This window comes from Pseudomonas sp. USHLN015 (genome assembly GCF_037153275.1).
Taxonomy (GTDB): Bacteria; Pseudomonadota; Gammaproteobacteria; order Pseudomonadales; family Pseudomonadaceae; genus Metapseudomonas; species Metapseudomonas tohonis.
In genome coordinates this window covers 19396-37104 of sequence record NZ_JBBCKP010000006.1, presented here as the reverse complement: position 1 = coordinate 37104, position 17709 = coordinate 19396, and the positions used below count along the sequence as shown (strand labels likewise).

Below are 17709 nucleotides of genomic sequence, written 5' to 3'. Positions count from 1 at the left end.
TCGCCGGGCAACAGGGAATGACGACGACTGTCCATGCCGCAAAAGCCTTTGAACCTGCTGTTAGTCGAAGACAGTTCGCGCGATGCCGAGTTGGCCCTGCTGACCCTGGAGCGTAGCGGCCTGCTGGTGGAGTCCACCCTGGTCTACAACCATCGGGGCGTCGAGGAAGCGCTGCTGCGCACCCAGTACGACCTGATCCTCTGCGACTTCATCCTCCCCGGTTCCTCGGGCGCCCAGGCCCTGGAAGTGGCGCGGCGCCTGGCCCCGAAAACGCCATTCATCTTCCTCTCCGGCGTCTTCGGCGAAGAGCACGCGGTGGAGATGATGCGCCAGGGCGCCATCGACTATGTGCTCAAGCAGAACCTCAGCCTGCTGCCCAAGGCGGTGACCCGCGCGCTCGCCGAGGTGCACGAGCGCAAGCGCCGGCTCATGGCCGAAGAGGCGCTGATGGAGGTCGAGGTGCGTGCGCGCCTGGCCATCGACTCGGCACGCATGGGCATGTGGGACTACCAGCCCGAGGATGACCGGGTGATCTGGGACGAGCGCTGCAAGGCGCTCTACGAACTGCCGCAGGATGCCGAGATCAGCCTGCGCACCTTCCTCGATCGCTGCCACCCGAAGGACCGGCCGCTGCTGGAGCGCCGGATGAACGAGGCGCTGTCCAACGACAGCGGCAACGACTACCAGGCCGAATACCGCCTGCAGCTGCCCGGCGGCCGCGAGCGCTGGGTGCAGACCAGCGGCCGCGCCTTCTTCGAGGAAGGCCGCTGCGTGCGCTTCATCGGCGTGCTGCAGGACATCAGCGAGCAGAAGTACGCCACCGAAGCCCTGCAACGCCTCAACGAGATGCTCGGCGAGCGTGTCGAGCGGCGCACCCGCGAGCGCGACCGCACCTGGGAGCTGTCCCGCGAGCTGCTGGCGGTGCTGCGCTTCGACATGACGCCCATCGCCCTCAACCCGGCCTGGGAGGAAACCCTCGGGCTCACCCGCCAGCAGCTGACCCGCGTGCAGCTCTGGCAACTGATCCACCCGGACGACATCGACGCCACCCTGCGCGAGGCCGAGAGCATCGCCAACGGCAACGTCTCCACGCGTTTCGTCAACCGCATGCGCCACAAGGACGGGGAGTACCGCTGGCTGTCCTGGACCATCGTTCCCGACGAAGGGCTGATGTACGCCGCCGTGCGCGACATCACCAGCGAGCGCGCGGTGATGGACGAGCTGGCCAGCGCCAACGCCCAGCTTCGCGAGCAGATCCGCGAGCGCGAGCGCGTCGAGGCGGCGCTGCAGCAGCTGCAGCGCCTGGAAGCGGTCGGCCAGCTCACCGCCGGCGTGGCCCATGACTTCAACAACCTGCTGACGGTGATCCTGGCCAGCACTACCTTCCTCGAACGTGACCTGGCGCGCGGCAACTTCGAGCGCTCCCAGGGCCGCCTGCAGAACATCAAGGAGGCCGGCGAGCGGGGTGCCAAGCTCACCGGCCAGTTGCTCGCTTTCGCCCGGCGCCAGCGTCTGGAACCGGTGGAGGTGAACCTCAACGACACGGTGCGCGGCCTGCTCGACATGCTGCAGCGCACCCTCGGCGGCTCCATCTGGATCGACACCGATACCGCGCCCGACCTGTGGCGCGCGCTGGTCGACCCGACCCAGACCGAGATGATCATCCTCAACCTGGCGATCAACGCACGCGATGCGATGCCCGCCGGCGGCACCCTGCGCCTGAGCACCTCCAACCAGGTCGTCAGCCAGGCGCCGCAACGCCCGGAAGATCCTGAGCCCGGCCCCTACGTGGTGCTGGCGATCACCGATACGGGCAGTGGCATGGGCGATGAGGTGCTGGCCAAGGCCTTCGAGCCGTTCTTCACCACCAAGGAGGTGGGCAAGGGTTCCGGGCTCGGCCTGGCCCAGGTGTTCGGCTTCGCCAAGCAGTCCGGCGGCGGCGTCAGCATCGAGACCTGCGAGGGGCAGGGCACCACGGTCAAGGTCTTCCTGCCCTGCATCCAGACGGATGCCGGCGAGGCGCCGGCCGAGCTGCATCTGCCTGCCGAGCCGCCGCTGGAGGGGCCGCAGCGCACCATCCTGCTCGTGGACGACGATGACAACGTGCGCGAAGTGACCGCCTCCCTGCTCGATGCGCTCGGCTACCGGGTGCGCGAAGCGCAAAGCGGTGCCCGCGCGCTGGAACTGCTCGACGAGGGCGTCGACCTGCTGCTGACCGACTTCGCCATGCCCAGCCTCAACGGTGCCGAGCTCGCGCGCCAGGCCCGGCAGCGCTACCCGGCGCTGCCGGTGCTGTACATCACCGGCTACGCCGAACTGGACGACCTGGACGTGAGCGACAGCGTGATCGTGCAAAAGCCCTTCCGTGACGACGAGCTGGCCACCAAGCTCAGCGCCGCCCTGAAGCGTCACGTCGCATGAGCCTTCGCCAGTTCCTGCGGGACGCGGGCGCCCATTGGCACGCGCGGGTCGATTGCGCCTATTCGGCCTTCTGCCTGGAAAGCCGCAGCGGCTATGGCGATTTTCTCCAGGCCCACGCCCGCGCCCTCCTGGCGCTGGAACCGGCCATGGAGGCGGCGGGCATCGAGCGGCTGCTGGACGACTGGCCGCAACGCCGCCGCCGCGAAGCCCTGTGCCGCGACCTGCAAGCCTTGCACCTGCCCATCCCGGAAACCGCCGCCGTGGTGCTGACGGCGGACGCCGGCACGCTCTGGGGCCTGGCCTATGTGCTCGAAGGCTCGCGCCTCGGCTCCCGCCTGCTCGCCAGCCGAGTCCGCCAGGCCGGCTGGCCGGGCGCCGCCACCGCACTGTGCTACCTGGGCCACGGTGACGGCCTGCCACTCTGGCCCGGCTTCCTGCGGCGCCTGGAAGAACGGCACGGCCAACTGGACCCCGAGGCGCTGCGCACCGGCGTCGAACTCGGCTTCCGCACCTTTCTCGCCGCAACCCGCCCACCCGCAAGGCCCGACGTGGCAGCGCCGGTGGAGGTCGCAAGCGACCTCCACCCTACGCACTGCCCGCGCCACGAATCATTCAGTGGACCCTCGCGTTCGCAGGAATGACAGGTTCTGCAAACTTCCTCACTCGCTCCGTCACCCTCGCGAACGCGGGGGCCCACTGACCGGCGATCAGGCGCGCTTGCTCATCTGCTTCTTGTACTGGCGCGTGCGGCCCAGGGTTTTCCATTGCTCGTTCAGCAGCGCCTTGAGTGGCGATGCGTTCGGGTCCGGCTGGCTGCCGGCGGCCAGCCGGCGCATCTGGAGTTTCACCAGGGCCATGTAGGCCAGCGCGGCCAGGGCCTTGCGCTTCCAGCGGATCGGCGGCAGTTCGGCGCTGGCCCTCGTCTCGCCGTTGCGCCAGCGGCGGGGCAGGGCGGGGTCGACGGCCAGGGCGGTGCCGATGCCGGCCATGGCCACGCCGCTGGCGAGCACCTGTTCCACCACCGGCAGCCGGCGGATGCCGCCGGTGACCATCACCGGCATGCGCGCGATGGCGGCGATCTCCTGGGCGAACTCGAGGAAATAGGCTTCACGGGCGAGGGTGCGGCCGTCACGGGCGTCGCCCTGCATGGCCGGCGCCTCGTAGCTGCCGCCGGAAAGCTCCACCAGGTCGACGTCCAGTTCATTGAGCCAGAGCACCACCTGGCGCGCGTCGCTCGGCTCGAAGCCGCCGCGCTGGAAGTCAGCCGAGTTGAGTTTCACCGTCACGCAGAAACCGGGCGAAACCTGGGCACGCACCGCCTTCACCACCTCCAGCAGGAAGCGCGCGCGGTTCTCCAGCGAGCCGCCCCAGCGGTCTTCGCGGCGGTTGCTCAGGGGCGAGAGGAACTGGCTCAGCAGGTAACCGTGGGCGGCGTGGACCTGCACGCCGGTGAAGCCGGCCTGCTCGGCGAGCACCGCGGTGCGGGCGAAGCGCTGGATCAGCGCGGCGATCTCCGCCTCGTCCAGCGGCTTGGGCACCGGGAACATCTTCGACAGTCCGCCCATCTCCAGCGCCACGGCGGAGGGGGCGACCGTGGGCTGGCCGAGGTTGGCCTGCATCTGCCGGCCGGGGTGGTTGATCTGCATCCAGAACTGCGCGCCCTGGGCACGGCCGATGCGCGCCCATTCGCGGAAGCGCTCCAGCTTCTGGCCTTCCTCCAGCACCACGCCGCCGGGGCCGGTCATGGCGCGGGCGTCCACCATCACGTTGCCGGTCAGCAGCAGGCCGGCGCCGCCCTCCGCCCAGGCGCGGTAGAGACGCAGCAGCTCGTCGGATGGGGTCTGGTCCGGGTGGGCGAGGTTTTCCTCCATCGCCGCCTTGGCGATGCGGTTGGGGATGGCGGTGCCATTGGGCAGTTGCAGGGGCTGGAAGGGCGACATGGGGCTCTCCGGGTGGGGGCCGGTCGTCGGCTCGGGTTTGAGCGGCGCGCGGCGGGGGCTGTGTCGTCGCAAAGGCTAAGGTTAAAGTCAACTTCAAGGTCAATAGAGGAGCACCCGGAAAATGAAAATCGGCGAACTCGCCAAGCGCAGCGGCCTCGCCGCCTCGCGCATCCGCTTCTACGAGGCCAGCGGGCTGATCCGCGCCCAGCGCCTGGGCAATGGCTACCGCGACTACCCGGAAGAGACCCTGCACGTGCTGGAAATCATCGGCTGCGGCCAACAGGCGGGCTTCAGCCTGGAGGAGATGCGCAGCCTGATGCCCGGCGCCGACCTGCGCATCGGTGACCATGACCGCCTGCTGGCAGGCCTGCGGGCCAAGGTCACGGAGATAGAGATCGTCCAGCAGCGCCTGGCGCAAAGCCGCGAACGCCTCTTGCAGACCATCGCCAGCATCGAGGGCAAGCCCGAAGGCATGGACTGCGCGGAAAATGCCAAGCGCGTGATGGATCAATGGCGGGAGCGCAACGGGAAGGGGACGAAGGAAGCGGCGTCGTGATGACACAGCCGTAGGGTGGGCTTGAGCCCACCACAGCAGCTCCAAGTCTCGCCAAGGGAGCGGACGAACTGTGCACGCAGTTTCGCCTTACTGAAGAAAGTCAGAGCCTTGTAGACAACTGATGCCGAAAAGGGCCGATGCCGGAATCGTGAGCCAGCGCATGGTTATCTACTGTTTGGGTATGGGAGATCAGCAGATGAGGCATGCCACAACGCTGCGTCCGCTCGGGATAACTCCAAGCTATACCGAGCCTTGAGTGCCGAGATTTCATCAACCGTAAGCGCGTGTGAGTTCTGGACCAGCGAGCTACCGCATTTCATGAACAGGTAAAGCGCACATAGCTGCATGAGGCGCTCGGACTCAGACTCCACCACGTAGACGCCGGGTCGCCCTTCCAGTTCAGAGATATCCACTGGAGGGGCGTCGCTCTCGCGATCCGCCAGGTAGAGATGCGTCCAGGTTCGGCTGTAGACGGGGTTGGCGTCGCCATCCGTATCGACATTGCGCCTCGCACCGTAGAGCAGGTCGATGAATACCCTGAAGTCGGGGCGGTTTTGGTTTATTTCTACTAAGTACATCGCTAGCTCATTTTTCTCGTCGGACGACTGTTATTACTTTGGAACGCTGTGTCAAAGGTACGCCTTCGAATGGATCTTAAGTGGATGAAAAGCCTGCTTACAGCCATCGCTTTCACCACCCTCTGCGCCTGCGTCCCCGTCTACAAGACCCTCCAGCCCTATGCCGAGGCACAGGTGCACAACGAGCAGGGCCAGCCGCTGGAGTCGGCGGAGGTGGTGTTGATCAGCAGCGCCTATCCATACGGCCGTGAGCAGTTCAGGGCGACGGCGATGACCGACCCGGCGGGCCTCGCGACCTTCTACAAGGTGAAGGATTTCCGCCTCGAGTTCTTCGTGATCCACGGCGCGCAGGAGTTCTTCTGGAACTGGTGCGTGAAGAGCCGGGGCTACGAGACCCAGACCACCACCTTCAGCAATGGCGATGATTTCGAGGCCTATCCGACGTTCGTGCTCAAGCCGGGGGATTCCATGGCTTGCCCTGAGTCCAGGAAATAGGACAGCCTCACTCCGTTGTGCCCAAGGAGATGCATTTGAACGAGCCTCTTTACACACCGGAACAGGTGGCGAAAAGAAATGCAGCGACGGACAAGCATGTCCGGCGCTGGTTGGCGGAGCTGCCCAGTACGGAAAAACTGGAATTCCTCAAACAGCTTTGGCCGTTGAATTTCCGCTTTACGCTCCTGTTGGTTCAGGGGGCGAGGCTTTCCAGGCAGGAAAGCGAAAGCCTTCTCGTGCACTGGTTGCACAAAGGCAACCACAACGCTGCGCAGGAACTCATCAAGCGGCTTGTACCTGTGCTGGGAGAGAAGCGGTTCTGGCGTGTCGTTGCGCAGGAAGAACTCAGCCCGGCCATGTACGACTTCATCAACTACCACAGCCATGGTCGGCTGGACGCTGAGCGCTCCTAAGCGCGGCTGATCGCCGCCCGATACAACCCTTCTGCAATCTTCTCGATCTCATCCCCCTGGTGCAGCTTGCCGAGCCACCTGGCCGGGATGCCGGGCTTGCCGTAATAGGCGCCGGCGACCTGGCCGACGATGGCGGCGGTGGTGTCGGCGTCGTCACCCAGGTTGGCGGCTTCGAGCACGGCGGCTTCGAAGGAGTCGGTGGACCAGAAGCACCAGAGCGCGGCTTCCAGCGAGGCGACGCAATAGCCCGTGCCGCGTATCTGCTCGCGAGGCTTGCCGATGAAGCTGCCCTCGGCCAGGTCGCGGATGGCCGGTTGCAGGTAGAGGACGGGGGAGGCGTCGAGCAGTTGGTCGCGGGACTTGCCGGCCAGGGCATTGGCGATGACCTGGGCCAGGAGCTTGCAGGCTTCGATGGCTTCGGCGGCGCCGTGGGTGGTGCGCGAACTCTGCTGGGCGAAGTGGGCGACGTCCTCCTGGCGGGGGAAGTAGTACATCACCACCGGGGCGAGGCGCATCAGCGAGCCGTTGCCGGCGGTGTCCGGTTCGCTGGAGCCGGCGAGGGGATCGCCGGTTTGCTGGAAGCGGGTCAGCGCCTCGCGGATGGTGGTGCCGATGTCGAAGCATTGCCCGGTGGAGCTCCAGTAGCCCCATTGCCACCAGTTGAGGTAGCGGGTCATCTGGTCGGCGGCGTCGAAGCCGTTCTTCTCCAGCAGGCTTTCGGCGAGGCAGAGGGCCATCGAGGTGTCGTCGGTCCATTGGCCCGGCGCCAGGGCGAAGGGGCCACCGCCGTTCATGTCGGCGATGGGCTTGAAGGTGCCGGGCGGGAAGAATTCGAGGGTGGTGCCGACGGCGTCACCGCTGGCCAGGCCGAGCAGGCATCCCTTGTAGCGATCCAGTAAGTCCATGTGCGTATCCCCGTGGCGGACCTGATTGGTACTCCAGGGCCGGGCCTGGGGCAAGTGCCTTCGCGATGAGGGGCGGGATCGGTGCGTGCAGCCCGATCCCGCCGTTCCATCAGTTGCGGGCCAGCGGCGGGGTGCGCGGCGGAACCAGGCGTTTGCTGCCGGTGGCCTCGTAGGCCGAGGCGAGGCGCAGCAGCGTCGAGTCGTCGTAGGCGCGACCGGCGAAGGTCAGGCCGACGGGCATGCCGATGTCGGCCATCACGCCCATGGGTACGGTGACCGTGGGCACGCCCAGGTGGCGGATGGCGAGGTTGCCGTTGGCGACCCAGACGCCGTTGCTCCAGGCGATGTCGGCGGAGTCAGGGTTCACGTCGGCGTCGGCCGGGCCCACATCGGCGACGGTGGGGAACAGCACGGCGTCGAGCCCCAGGCGGTCCATCCATTCTTCGAGGTCGATGCGGCGGGTCTGCTCCAGGCCGCGCAGGCCGTCGGGCAGGGTGGGGATCTGGTCCCACGGCGTGATGCCGCGCTCGGCCATCTTCACGTATTCGTCCATGCCCGCCGCCAGGTCGCCCTCGCGGTTGGGCAGGGTGCCAGGGTCGTGGGGGAAGATCTTCGGCCCGTCGACGTCCACCAGGCGGTTGAGCCTGGGGTCGCCGTTGGCGCGGAGGAAGTCGTCGAAGGCCCAGGCGGAGAGGTCCCAGAGCTCGTGGTGGAGGAACTCCCTGGACACCAGCCCGCGGTTGAACACGGTGGGTGCGCCGGGGCGGTCGCCCTCGCAGTTGGAGACCAGGGGGAAGTCGACCTCGATCACCTCGGCGCCGGCGGCTTCGAGGGCCTGGCGGGCGGCGTTCCACAGGTCGATCACCGAGGCGCGGGTGTTGATGCGCTGGCCGGTCGGGCCGCCGATGCCGGGGGCTTCGCTGGTGCCCGCCTCCGGGTCGGCGTTGATGAACATGCGCGGCACGCCGAGGCGCTTGCCGGCCAGCGCCTCGGGCTTCGCCGCCAGCTCCAGGTAGGAGGCGGGGCGCACGCTGGAGGCGGCGGGGATCGGCACCCAGGGCTGCAGGCGCCACAGGTCGCCACGGGTGTCGGCATCATCGGCGACCACCACGTCGAGCACTTCGAGCAGGTCCGCCATGGTGCGGGCGTAGGGCACGACGACGTCCATGGTCGGCGTCAGCGGCCAGTTGCCGCGCACGGAGATCACCCCGCGAGACGGCGTGTAGGCGCACAGGCCGTTGTTGGAGGCGGGGCCGCGGCCGCTCGACCAGGTCTCCTCGGCCAGGCCGAAGGCGGCGAAGCTCGCGGCCGTGGCGGTGCCGGCGCCGTTGGAGGAGCCGGAGGCGAAGGGCGCGGTGAGGTAGGCGGCGTTATAGGGGCTTTCCGCCCGGCCGTAGACCCCACGCTGCATGCCGCCATTGGCCATGGGCGGCATGTTGGTCTTGCCCAGGCAGATGGCTCCGGCGGCGCGCAGGCGTTCGATGGTGAAGGCGTCGCGCTGGGCGACCAGTTCGGCGAAGGCCGGGCTGCCGGAGGCGGCGGTGAGGCCTTTCACCAGGTAGCTGTCCTTGGCGGTGTAGGGGATGCCGTCCAGCGGGCCGAGGGTTTCGCCCTTGGCACGACGGGCGTCGGAGGCGCGCGCCTCTTCCAGGGCCTCGGGGTTGCGCACGACCACGGCGTTGAGGGCGGTGGCGGTGTCCTGCCCGTCGTAGGCGTCGATGCGGGCGAAGTAGGCCTGGACCAGTTCGACGGCTGTGGTACGGCCGGATTCGAGCGCGGCGCGCAGCTCGGCAATGGGGACTTCGGTGACTTCGATCATGCGTCCACCCCCGGGCGCTGCTGGGGCTGGGAGGAGATGAGGCGTGCAAAACCGGTTTTCATGACGGTCCTCGTTTCAATGCGTGTGCGACGGGTTGGACGCGCGGCCTGGTCGGTGGCGTTCACAGGGGGCCTATTTAGCCACCAAGTCGGTGGCAGAGGAATCGCCAGCCTGTGCGCCTGTGCCGCCGGGCATGAAGCGGGTACGGACGTCCCATCGTTGCCCGATCCTCGTGCCCCGTCATGGCGATCACAGGGCCGGGATGCGACCTGCACGGTGCTGCTGGGGTGTCGTTGCTCTCCGTTTGTCCGATCCTCCGTGCCGATGGCGGCTTTTGGCCATATCTCCCAGCAAAACGCCATGCGCCATCGCTATGCTGTGGAGTAATCCGAAGCGACGGTTCCAATCCGGCCAGGGCGAGCAGGCCGGTCGCCCGGTTTTGTCAGGTTCGAGGGGCAACTCCCGTTCCGGTGCGAGGACGCCTGGGCGGGTGCTGTCGATTCATGCTTCGGAATCGTTTCATCCTTCGAATTCCGTCCAGGGCGGGGATATGCGCGGACTCTGTTGGTTCTGGGTTCTTTGTGCCTTGTGCACCACGTTGCCGGCCTCGGCGGCGGACGGTGAGGTATTGCACGTGCTGGCCTGGCCGGGCTACGCCGATGCGGATGTGGTGAAGACGTTCGAGCAGCAGCACCAGGTGAAGGTGGTGGTGACCCTGGTGGATTCCGACGAATCGCTCTGGGACAAGCTGCACGCGCAGGACGGCGAGCTGTTCGACGTGCTCGCCGCCAACACCGCCGAGATCCAGCGCTACTACCACAACGGCATGCTGCAACCGCTGGACCTCGCCCGCCTGCCCAACACCCGCCATCAGTTGCCGCGCTTCCAGGACCTTGAATCCATCGAAGGGCTGATCCGCGAAGGGCAGGTGTATGCGGTCCCTTTCACCTACGCGGCGATGGGGCTGATCTACGACCGCCAGCAGGTGCCGGTGCCGCCGCGCTCGATGGCGGAGATGTGGAACCCGCGCTACCAGGGCAAGGTGCTGGCCTTCAACAGCGCGCAGCACAACTTCTCCTTCACCGCGTTGACGCTGGGGCTGGCCGACCCCTTCCACCTGCGGGCCGATGACTTCCGCCGGGTGACCGGGCAACTGGTGGCCCTGCGCCGCAACCTGCTGGCGTACTACAGCCTGCCGGAGGAGGCGACCGACCTCTTCCTGCGACACAAGGCGGCGCTGCTGTTCGCCAACTACGGCATGCAGCAGGTGACGCAGCTGCGCCAGGCGGGGGCCGACGTGGGCTATGTGATCCCCGACGAGGGGGCCATCGCCTGGCTGGACTGCTGGGCCATGACGCGCACCGCCACCAATCGCGAACTGGCACTGGCCTGGATCGACTACATGCTCGAACCCCGGGTTGGCAGGCTGCTGAGCGAGCGGCAGGGCCTGGCCAACACCAGTGAGGTGCCCACGGAGCCGGCCGGGGATGCGCGGCTCATCTGGCTGCAGCCGGTTGAGGACGTGGGGCGCCGCGAGGCGCTGTGGAGCCGCATCGTGTCCGGTGACCGGGAGGAGAGGTTCTAGCCATGCGCATGGGCCTGACCGTCAAGCTGTCGATCCTGCTCGCCTGCATCGGCATCCTCTCCTCGGGGATCACCGGCTATTTCTCCTATTCGGCCAACCAGGCGCTGCTGGTCAAGGAGGCCGAAGGCAACCTGCTGACCTCCACCGAGCTGCTCGGCCAGCGCCTGTCCTCGTTGCTGAGCGACATCGACGCGGACGCCCTGACCCTGGCCGACATGCCTTCCAGCGCGTTGGTCGCCAGCCTCGGTTCGCAACCGGGCGATACCGGTGCCAAGCCGCACCTGGCCGGTGTCTTCGCCACGGTGATGCGCCTGCATCCGCAGTATTCCCAGGTGCGCCTGATCAGCCGCCAGGACCATGGCATCGAGGTGATCCGCTTCGATCGCGACGGCCAGCGAATGATCGAGGTGGACGGCTTGCTGCTGCAGGAGAAGGGCCATTTCCCCTACGTGTTCGAAACGCTGCTGCTCAAGCCGGGGCAGGTGTACCTCGCGCCCATCACGGTCAACCACGAGCGCGGCGCCCATTCGGCCGACGGCGCCCCGACCCTGCGCGTGGCCACGCCCGTGGCCGGAAAGGACGGGGTGGTGCAGGGGGTGGTGGTCATCAACGTCGACCTCAAGCGCTTCCTCGAACAGCTGGAGGCGGACCTGCCGCAGGGGCACCAGCTGTACCTGGCCAACCAGTGGGGCGACTTCCTCGTGCACCCCGTACCGGCGATGGCCTTCGGATTCGACAAGGGGCGGCGCATCCTCATCCAGGACAGCTTTGCCGATACCCAGCAGCTGCTGAGCCGCCAGGCACCCAGCGTGCTGGTCAACGGCCTGGATGCGCCGACCCGGGCCGAGGGCAAGATCATGGCCTTCGTGCGCAAGCCGTTCGGCCTCAACGGGGAGGAGCAGTTCGTCGTGCTCGGCCTGTCGCGCCCGCTGGAGGACGTGCTCGGCAGCGGGCGCTCACTGGGGCGCAGCATCATCCAGATGGTGCTGGTGTTCAGCGTGCTGGCCCTGGTGCTGGCGGTGCTCTTCTCCCGCGCCCTGACCCGGCCGCTGCAGATGCTCAGCCACGCGGCGCGCAGCTTCCAGACCGAGCACATGCACGACGTCGCGCTGCCCATCGCCCGCAAGGACGAGATCGGCGTGCTGGCCCGCGGCTTCGACCTGATGCGGCGCGAACTGAAGTCGCACATGGAAATGATGAGCCGCAACCAGCAGGAGCTGCGGCACCTGGCCGACCACGACTCGCTCACCGACCTGCCCAACCGGCGGCAGTTCTTCCAGCAGTTGCAGCGCGCCATCTGCACCGTGGGCGAAGGCGGCGACGAGCTGGCGGTGCTGTTCATCGACCTCGACGACTTCAAGAAGATCAACGACGACATGGGCCACTCGGTGGGCGATGAAGTGCTGATCGTCGTCGCCCGGCGCCTGCGCGGCGCCGTACGCAGTGGCGACTTGGTCGCCCGGCTGGGCGGCGACGAATTCGTGGTACTGATCCAGGGCCCGGACATCGCCGCGGCCGCCAGCGCCATCGTGCACAAGATCCTCATCGCCCTGGCCGACCCCGTAGCCATCAAGGGCCGCCCCCTGGAGATCGGCGCCAGCATCGGCCTGAGCATCTACCCCCAGGACGGCACCACCGCCGAGGCGCTGATGCTGCATGCGGACAACGCGATGTACCGGACCAAGCTGGAAGGGCGGAAGGCGAGGGCGGGGGCGGCGCCGGAGTGAAGGGCGGGCTGCGCACGGTGATCACCGTAGGTTGGTGCTGAGCGTGCGAAGCCCAACATGGGGATATCAGCCAGCCTACTCGACAGGCAGGTGACGCGAGAGCTCCATCACATCGTGTAGAACCCGGTCGATCACGATCCTGTCCGCCTCTTGCCGGTAGATAAGGAAGTGCCGGGGATTGCGCACGATGCCCGACGCTGTGCGGCCCCGTTCGCGACTCAGTCGTAGATGCCAGGAGCGAACGCCGTCGCCGAGCTCCGGTCGTTCCGCGCTGCCGGCCTGGTTCGGGGCTGATGCGACATCACGCAGGCCGGCAACGATCAGGGCCTGATAGCGCTGGCGTGCAATCTCGCCGAACTGCTCGTCCGTCCAGGCCAAAATGTCGAGGATGTCGGCTTGCGCGGCTTTGGATAAACGGTACCGGGCCATCAGTCTTGCTTGCGTCGAGCGGCCTGCTGGCCAAGCTGGCCGATGATGTCTTCGAGCTGGGCATCTTCCACATCCAGGTAACGACCCGCCGCGATATCTTCCCGACCTTTACGGGCCGCCTGCTGGAGCACATCGAGCTTGGCTGCTTCCAGGCGCTCACGCTCCTCGATAAGGCGCAGCCCTTCGCGCACCACCTCGCTCGCGTTCTGATAGCGACCGGATTGCACCAGGCGTTCGACAAATTCGTGCTGGTGGTCGCTGAGCACCACGTTTCGGGTAGGCATGGCATCGACTCCAAGAGGGGGAGTGGGCCACTGTATGGAGGATTGGCAGATTATGCCAATGAGCCGTTGGGCCTCGCTGCGCTCGGCGCCAACCTACGGGAGCTGGAAAGCAAAAGGCCCGCATCTCGATGAGACTGCGGGCCTTTCTATGTCTGGAGCGGGCGAAGGGAATCGAACCCTCGTCATGAGCTTGGGAAGCTCAGGTAATGCCATTATACGACGCCCGCTTTCAAGGCCGCCTTTTTACCAGAAGCCTTGGCCGAAATGAAGCCCGGTCATGCACTTGATGCACGCCTCTTCTCGACGACGGGTGGTGGAAGCCCCCGTTGCGGGGGCCTGCGCGGGGCGGTCAGACGGCCATCGCCTGGGTGGGCTGCGGTTGCAGGTGACGTGGTTGCTGGGTGCTGGCGGGGGCGTTGAGGAAGCCCAGCAACACCTGCTGGGTCTGCAGCCAGCCGGCCTTGTGTTCGATGTCGATGAAGTGGCCGGCGTTGCGGATGGTGGCGAACTGGCAATCACGCACGTGCTCGGCGAACAGCCTGGCGTCCTTGGGGGATGTGTAGACATCGTGCTCGCCGTTGATGAACAGCAGCGGGATATCCACCGCCTTGAGGCAATCGACGTAGCAGTTGGCGTCCAGCGACAGCACCTGGCGGATGTGGAAGTGCATCTGGCGGTATTCGTGCTCGTCGAGGCTGGCGACGTGCTTGTGGTTGAAACGCTTGAACAGCGTCGGCAGGTAGCGGCCGATGGTGTCGTTGACCAGGGCGCCGACGTTCTCGCGATCCACGGCCTGCAGGTAGTTCATGCCGTTCTTCATGTAGTCGAGCATCGGCTCGTTGAGGATCGGCGAGAAGGAGTTGATCACCGCCTTCTTGATCCGCGCTGGGCTCTGGCCGAGGGCGAGCAGGGTGGCGACGCCGCCCCAGGAGAAGGACGAGAGGTAGTCCGCCTGGTAGTGCTCGATGAGTTCGAGGAGGATCTCCGCCTCGGTTTCCTTGGTGATCGGCCGGCTGTGGTCGTTGTGGGGCTTGGAGCGGCCGGCGTAGGGCTGGTCGTAGAGCACCACGTTGAACTGCGGTTGCAGGTACTTCACCGTTTGCGCGAACGAGGCTGTGGTGGCCAGCGAGCCGTTGACCAGAATGATCGTGCGGCTGGCTTGAGGGTTGCCGTAGAACTCCGTGTGTACCTTGTACTTCCTGTCGATCGTGACGACCTGGGTCTGTGCCCTCATGTCGTTTCCTCCTGGCGCAAGTGGGTCGTGCGGACGAGGCGAGGAGCTTCGTTCGCGGAGCATTCGGGCAGTCAGATAAACGCCTGGAGATGACAAGAGAATGTCAGGCGGTTTTTTTGGAATTATTTATTTTTCAATAACTTAGGTCGAAAAAGAGCGGGGCTGCCAGCGCCCTTTGCAGGGGCCGGAAGTGCACTTTGACCAGGCAGGAAACCTATGTCGGCGGGTGAGGCCGGGGTGTTGCGGATCGCTTGGAAGGCTGGAATGACTCATTGGTCACACTCTGACCTACGGTTTGAATTCAAGCAGACACCCATGACCCCCGCAAGCACGAATCGGCACTTTTTCCGTGCAGCCCGTCGGGTTGCGAAGAAAAGGCTGCCGCTCTGTTACGCGCCCGGCCGCCGGAGCACCGTTTCCGGTCACGTTCCGAGCCGTTGGCGCGGTGGGCGTTGCAGTTCGCTGGCGGCCGGCCGTGTGCGCTCAGAAGAGGGCGATCTCTTCCGTCGTCAGGGCGCGGTACTGCCCGGGTTGCAGGGCCGGGTCGAGGGGCAGGGCGCCCATGCTCTCGCGGTGCAGGCGCAGCACCTTGTTCCGGAAGTGGCCGAACATGCGCTTGACCTGGTGGTAGCGGCCTTCGTGCAAGGTCAGCCGCGCTGCGCGGGGGGCGAGGATCTCCAGCTGCGCGGGGCGGGTGGTGAGGTCCTCGTAGGCGAAGTAGAGGCCCTGGGCGAAGGCGTCGATGCAGGCCGGGTCGATCTCCTGCTCGGTTTCCACGTAGTAGACCTTGGGCTGCTTGGTCTGCGGCAGGGTGAGGCGGCGCGACCAGAGGCCATCGTTGGTGATCAGCAGCAGCCCGGTTGTGGTGAGGTCGAGGCGCCCGCCCAGGTGCAGCTCGTGCTTGTCGGGCTCCTCGAGCAGGTCGAGCACCGTGGGGTGTTCGGGGTGCTCGGTGGCACTGACCCAGCCGGCGGGCTTGTGCAGCATGAAGTAGCGCGCCGGCTTGCCGGGCTGCACTTCGCGTTCGTCGAGGGTGACGCGGTCGAACACCCGCACTTCGAGGCTGCCGTCGGTGGCCACGACGCCGTTGACCCGCACGTGCCCGGTGGCCAGTTGCAGGCGCGCGGCCTGGCGGTTGAGGTCGGGAAGGTTGCCGAGCAGGCGGTCGAGGCGCATCAGGTCGGCTCTTCGGGCGTCAGCAGGCCGGCGCAGCGGGGGCAGAGGCAGGCCTTGCCCTGGGCGTCCAGCGGGATGCGGCGCAACGCCTCGGGGTCGATCGGGGTGTGCAAGCACCAGCAGGGCTGGCCGCTGGCGGATGATTCGGCGCAGTCGTTGGTCAGGCCGCAGAGCGGGCAGCGCGAAGGGTCGGGGGCCTGGTTCATGCCGGTAGCGGGGGCTGTGGGAAAGGTCGCTAGGGTGCAGCGCGTCGGCGGCCGATGCAAGCCGACGGGGACGGACGTGGACCGATACGATAAGCGGTGCCACCGGGCCCGAAGCCCATTGCAGAGCCGTGCGGCTGGAAGGAACGGGGCGCTTGGCAGAGGAAATCGCCGTCGCTTGTGAATGGCCTAGCAGCGAATTAGTAGCGCAACGAGTAGAATTTTCGGCATTGTGCGCATCTTCGTCAGTGTTATCTGATGAACGCGTAAGAAAATCCAGTTGTCTACGGATTATCGTCACCCACTCAGCGGAATAGAGACGCACGTGTCCACTCAAATCAATACGGTCAACAAGGCCAAGGCCTGGTCCGCTCATGGCGTGACCGCCACCGGCGTGGTACTGGCCCTGATGGCCATCCTCGCTCTGTTCGACAACCAGCCCCGCGACTGCCTGCTCTGGCTCGGCGCCGCCCTGCTGGTGGACGGCCTGGACGGCAGCTTCGCGCGCAAGGTCCAGACCAGCACCATGCTGCCGAACTTCGATGGTTCCACCCTCGACCTGGTCATCGACTACCTGACCTACGTATTCATCCCCGCGCTCTTCATCTACCGCTACGTGCCGCTGCCCGACTACACCGTGCTGCCCACCGTGAGCCTGATCCTGGTGTCGTCGCTGTTCTGCTTCTGCAACCTGAACATGAAGAGCAGCGACAACTACTTCGTCGGCTTCCCGGCCGCCTGGAACGTGGTGGCGCTGTACCTGTACTTGATCGACCTGCCGCCGGTGGCGAGCTTCGCGATCATCTGCGTGCTGGCCGCGCTGACGCTGACCAAGCTGAAGTTCCTGCACCCCTTCCGCGTGCGCAAGCTGATGCCGCTGAACATCACCGTGACCTTCGTGTGGATGCTCAGCAGCATGTTCCTGATCATCCAGTACCCTGACCTGAAGTCCATGATGGTCGCCCTCTGGGGCCTGTCCTCGGCCTACTTCGTCGGCGTCTGCCTGTGGCGCAGCCTGATGGACTGGCGCGGCAAGCTGCGCGCCTGATCCGCGACCGCTGCACAAGAGCCCGTCCTCGCGACGGGCTTTTTTGTGGGCGCGACGAGCCGGGCTCGCATGGCCGGCAAGGTGACTTGCCTATATCCTTCACGCCTTGTTTCCCACCCGCAGGACCCTTTCCAGATGAAAACGCAGCTGATCGAACTCATCACCAAAATCAGCTCGGGCTGCATGTCGGATGAGGAAATCGACAAGATCGCCGACGAAGCCGCCCAGGCCTATGCCGATCCCGAGGCCTTCCTCGCCGCCAACCCGGACATCAACTACGACGACAGCTTCACCATCCCCCTGGGCGAATGGGTGGTGGTCGGCAGCCTGCCGGAGACCGTGCTCTTCCATGCCGACGACTACCCGGACCTGCTGGCGCAGATCATCGCCTCCTTCGGTCCCGAGGTGAGCTTCAACATCCAGCCCAAGCAGCTGAAGAAGGTCGACCCGCTGCGTGCCATGCACCGCATCCAGGTCCAGCTCAGCGCTCTCTACCCGGAAAAGGGCGGCTACGTTCTGGTGGGCTTCAGCGACCCGATGGAAGACGACGTCCTCCAGGCCGTGCTGGTCTACAAGCAGGACGTGGCCCGCGTGCTGGAGCTGGCTGACGAGCTGCAGATCGACGCCGTGGAGGTCTACGAATCCATGAAGGGCGCGCAGGACGACGACTGAGTCCCGCCTGCTCTTTCGTGGGGGCGAATTCATTCGCGATCGGGCTCGGTGCCTGGGTTTTCGCGGTTGCAACCGCTCCCACACGTGCACCGGGCCTCCGCGAATCCCGCCGTTCATTTGTTTAGCACCTGATTAACCAAAGATAGAAAAAACTGGATTTTAAGCACCCATCGTGGCGTGCGAGGCTCGTGCCATTCCATATCCAGGCCTCTTTCAATGGGTTT

The 17709-nt window shown here is 66.2% G+C and carries 18 protein-coding genes and 1 tRNA gene; 9 read left to right on the top strand and 10 right to left on the bottom strand.

The genetic code is table 11. The annotated features are described in order from the left end of the window. Positions 1–33: 33 nt before the first annotated feature. Positions 34–2421, top strand: coding sequence for a response regulator (locus tag WFQ67_RS13295; protein WP_337057140.1), 2388 nt, complete (start codon positions 34–36; stop codon positions 2419–2421). Continuing rightward, on the top strand, positions 2418–3062 hold the full coding sequence (locus tag WFQ67_RS13290; RefSeq protein WP_337057139.1) for a biliverdin-producing heme oxygenase: 645 nt from the start codon (positions 2418–2420) through the stop codon (positions 3060–3062). Before WFQ67_RS13295 ends, WFQ67_RS13290 begins: the two co-directional genes overlap by 4 nt. A gap of 66 nt (positions 3063–3128) precedes the next feature. Here WFQ67_RS13290 and WFQ67_RS13285 read toward each other — a convergent pair whose 3' ends face one another. After that, entirely contained in the window at positions 3129–4361 is a 1233-nt protein-coding gene (locus WFQ67_RS13285) for an NADH:flavin oxidoreductase/NADH oxidase family protein (RefSeq protein ID WP_337057138.1), read from the bottom strand. Between the two features lie 121 nt (positions 4362–4482). Here WFQ67_RS13285 and WFQ67_RS13280 point away from each other — a divergent pair, with 121 nt between their 5' ends. Then, positions 4483–4917 carry a MerR family transcriptional regulator gene (locus WFQ67_RS13280; RefSeq protein WP_213626031.1) on the top strand — a complete coding sequence of 145 codons (435 nt, stop codon included), beginning with the start codon at positions 4483–4485 and terminating at the stop codon, positions 4915–4917. 164 nt (positions 4918–5081) lie between these two features. On the opposite strand, the gene WFQ67_RS13275 is transcribed toward WFQ67_RS13280, so the two are convergent. After that, complete coding sequence (locus WFQ67_RS13275) at positions 5082–5495, bottom strand: hypothetical protein (RefSeq protein ID WP_337057137.1); 414 nt, start codon at positions 5493–5495, stop codon at positions 5082–5084. Between the two features lie 84 nt (positions 5496–5579). Here WFQ67_RS13275 and WFQ67_RS13270 point away from each other — a divergent pair, with 84 nt between their 5' ends. Then, positions 5580–5990: a hypothetical protein gene (locus WFQ67_RS13270; protein ID WP_337057136.1), complete on the top strand. Its 411-nt coding sequence runs from the start codon at positions 5580–5582 to the stop codon at positions 5988–5990. 35 nt (positions 5991–6025) lie between these two features. After that, on the top strand, positions 6026–6403 hold the full coding sequence (locus WFQ67_RS13265; RefSeq protein WP_263150957.1) for a hypothetical protein: 378 nt from the start codon (positions 6026–6028) through the stop codon (positions 6401–6403). On the opposite strand, the gene WFQ67_RS13260 is transcribed toward WFQ67_RS13265, so the two are convergent. Together WFQ67_RS13260 and WFQ67_RS13255 are read right to left on the bottom strand one after the other, a co-directional pair. Further along, positions 6400–7308 (bottom strand): ADP-ribosylglycohydrolase family protein, encoded by a 909-nt coding sequence (locus tag WFQ67_RS13260; RefSeq protein WP_337057134.1) that lies wholly within the window; start codon positions 7306–7308, stop codon positions 6400–6402. The genes WFQ67_RS13265 and WFQ67_RS13260 overlap by 4 nt on opposite strands. A 109-nt stretch (positions 7309–7417) precedes the next feature. Continuing rightward, positions 7418–9127: an amidase gene (locus tag WFQ67_RS13255; protein ID WP_337057133.1), complete on the bottom strand. Its 1710-nt coding sequence runs from the start codon at positions 9125–9127 to the stop codon at positions 7418–7420. A 634-nt stretch (positions 9128–9761) separates the two neighbouring features. Here WFQ67_RS13255 and WFQ67_RS13250 point away from each other — a divergent pair. Continuing rightward, the gene (locus tag WFQ67_RS13250) at positions 9762–10712 is read left to right on the top strand and encodes an extracellular solute-binding protein (protein ID WP_263150954.1); all 951 of its coding nucleotides are present in this window, start codon (positions 9762–9764) and stop codon (positions 10710–10712) included. 2 nt (positions 10713–10714) lie between these two features. Beyond that, positions 10715–12439 (top strand): diguanylate cyclase domain-containing protein, encoded by a 1725-nt coding sequence (locus WFQ67_RS13245; RefSeq protein WP_337057132.1) that lies wholly within the window; start codon positions 10715–10717, stop codon positions 12437–12439. A gap of 75 nt (positions 12440–12514) precedes the next feature. Here WFQ67_RS13245 and WFQ67_RS13240 read toward each other — a convergent pair whose 3' ends face one another. The 6 genes from WFQ67_RS13240 to WFQ67_RS13215 form a co-directional block, all read right to left on the bottom strand. Beyond that, positions 12515–12868: a type II toxin-antitoxin system RelE/ParE family toxin gene (locus WFQ67_RS13240; RefSeq protein ID WP_337057131.1), complete on the bottom strand. Its 354-nt coding sequence runs from the start codon at positions 12866–12868 to the stop codon at positions 12515–12517. Then, the gene (locus WFQ67_RS13235) at positions 12868–13152 is read right to left on the bottom strand and encodes a type II toxin-antitoxin system ParD family antitoxin (protein WP_337057130.1); all 285 of its coding nucleotides are present in this window, start codon (positions 13150–13152) and stop codon (positions 12868–12870) included. The genes WFQ67_RS13240 and WFQ67_RS13235 overlap by 1 nt, the downstream gene beginning before the upstream one ends. A gap of 153 nt (positions 13153–13305) precedes the next feature. Then, positions 13306–13379 (bottom strand) — tRNA-Gly (locus WFQ67_RS13230). Positions 13380–13501: 122 nt separating this feature from the next. After that, positions 13502–14386: an alpha/beta fold hydrolase gene (locus WFQ67_RS13225; RefSeq protein ID WP_213626023.1), complete on the bottom strand. Its 885-nt coding sequence runs from the start codon at positions 14384–14386 to the stop codon at positions 13502–13504. Positions 14387–14869: 483 nt separating this feature from the next. Next, positions 14870–15562 (bottom strand): pseudouridine synthase, encoded by a 693-nt coding sequence (locus WFQ67_RS13220; RefSeq protein ID WP_285960935.1) that lies wholly within the window; start codon positions 15560–15562, stop codon positions 14870–14872. Continuing rightward, entirely contained in the window at positions 15562–15768 is a 207-nt protein-coding gene (locus tag WFQ67_RS13215; RefSeq protein ID WP_337057129.1) for a cysteine-rich CWC family protein, read from the bottom strand. Before WFQ67_RS13215 ends, WFQ67_RS13220 begins: the two co-directional genes overlap by 1 nt. A gap of 322 nt (positions 15769–16090) precedes the next feature. Here WFQ67_RS13215 and pcsA point away from each other — a divergent pair, with 322 nt between their 5' ends. Beyond that, on the top strand, positions 16091–16813 hold the full coding sequence (pcsA, locus tag WFQ67_RS13210; RefSeq protein WP_213626020.1) for a phosphatidylcholine synthase: 723 nt from the start codon (positions 16091–16093) through the stop codon (positions 16811–16813). Positions 16814–16948: 135 nt separating this feature from the next. Further along, on the top strand, positions 16949–17485 hold the full coding sequence (locus WFQ67_RS13205) for a hypothetical protein (protein ID WP_337057128.1): 537 nt from the start codon (positions 16949–16951) through the stop codon (positions 17483–17485). Positions 17486–17709: the final 224 nt, after the last annotated feature.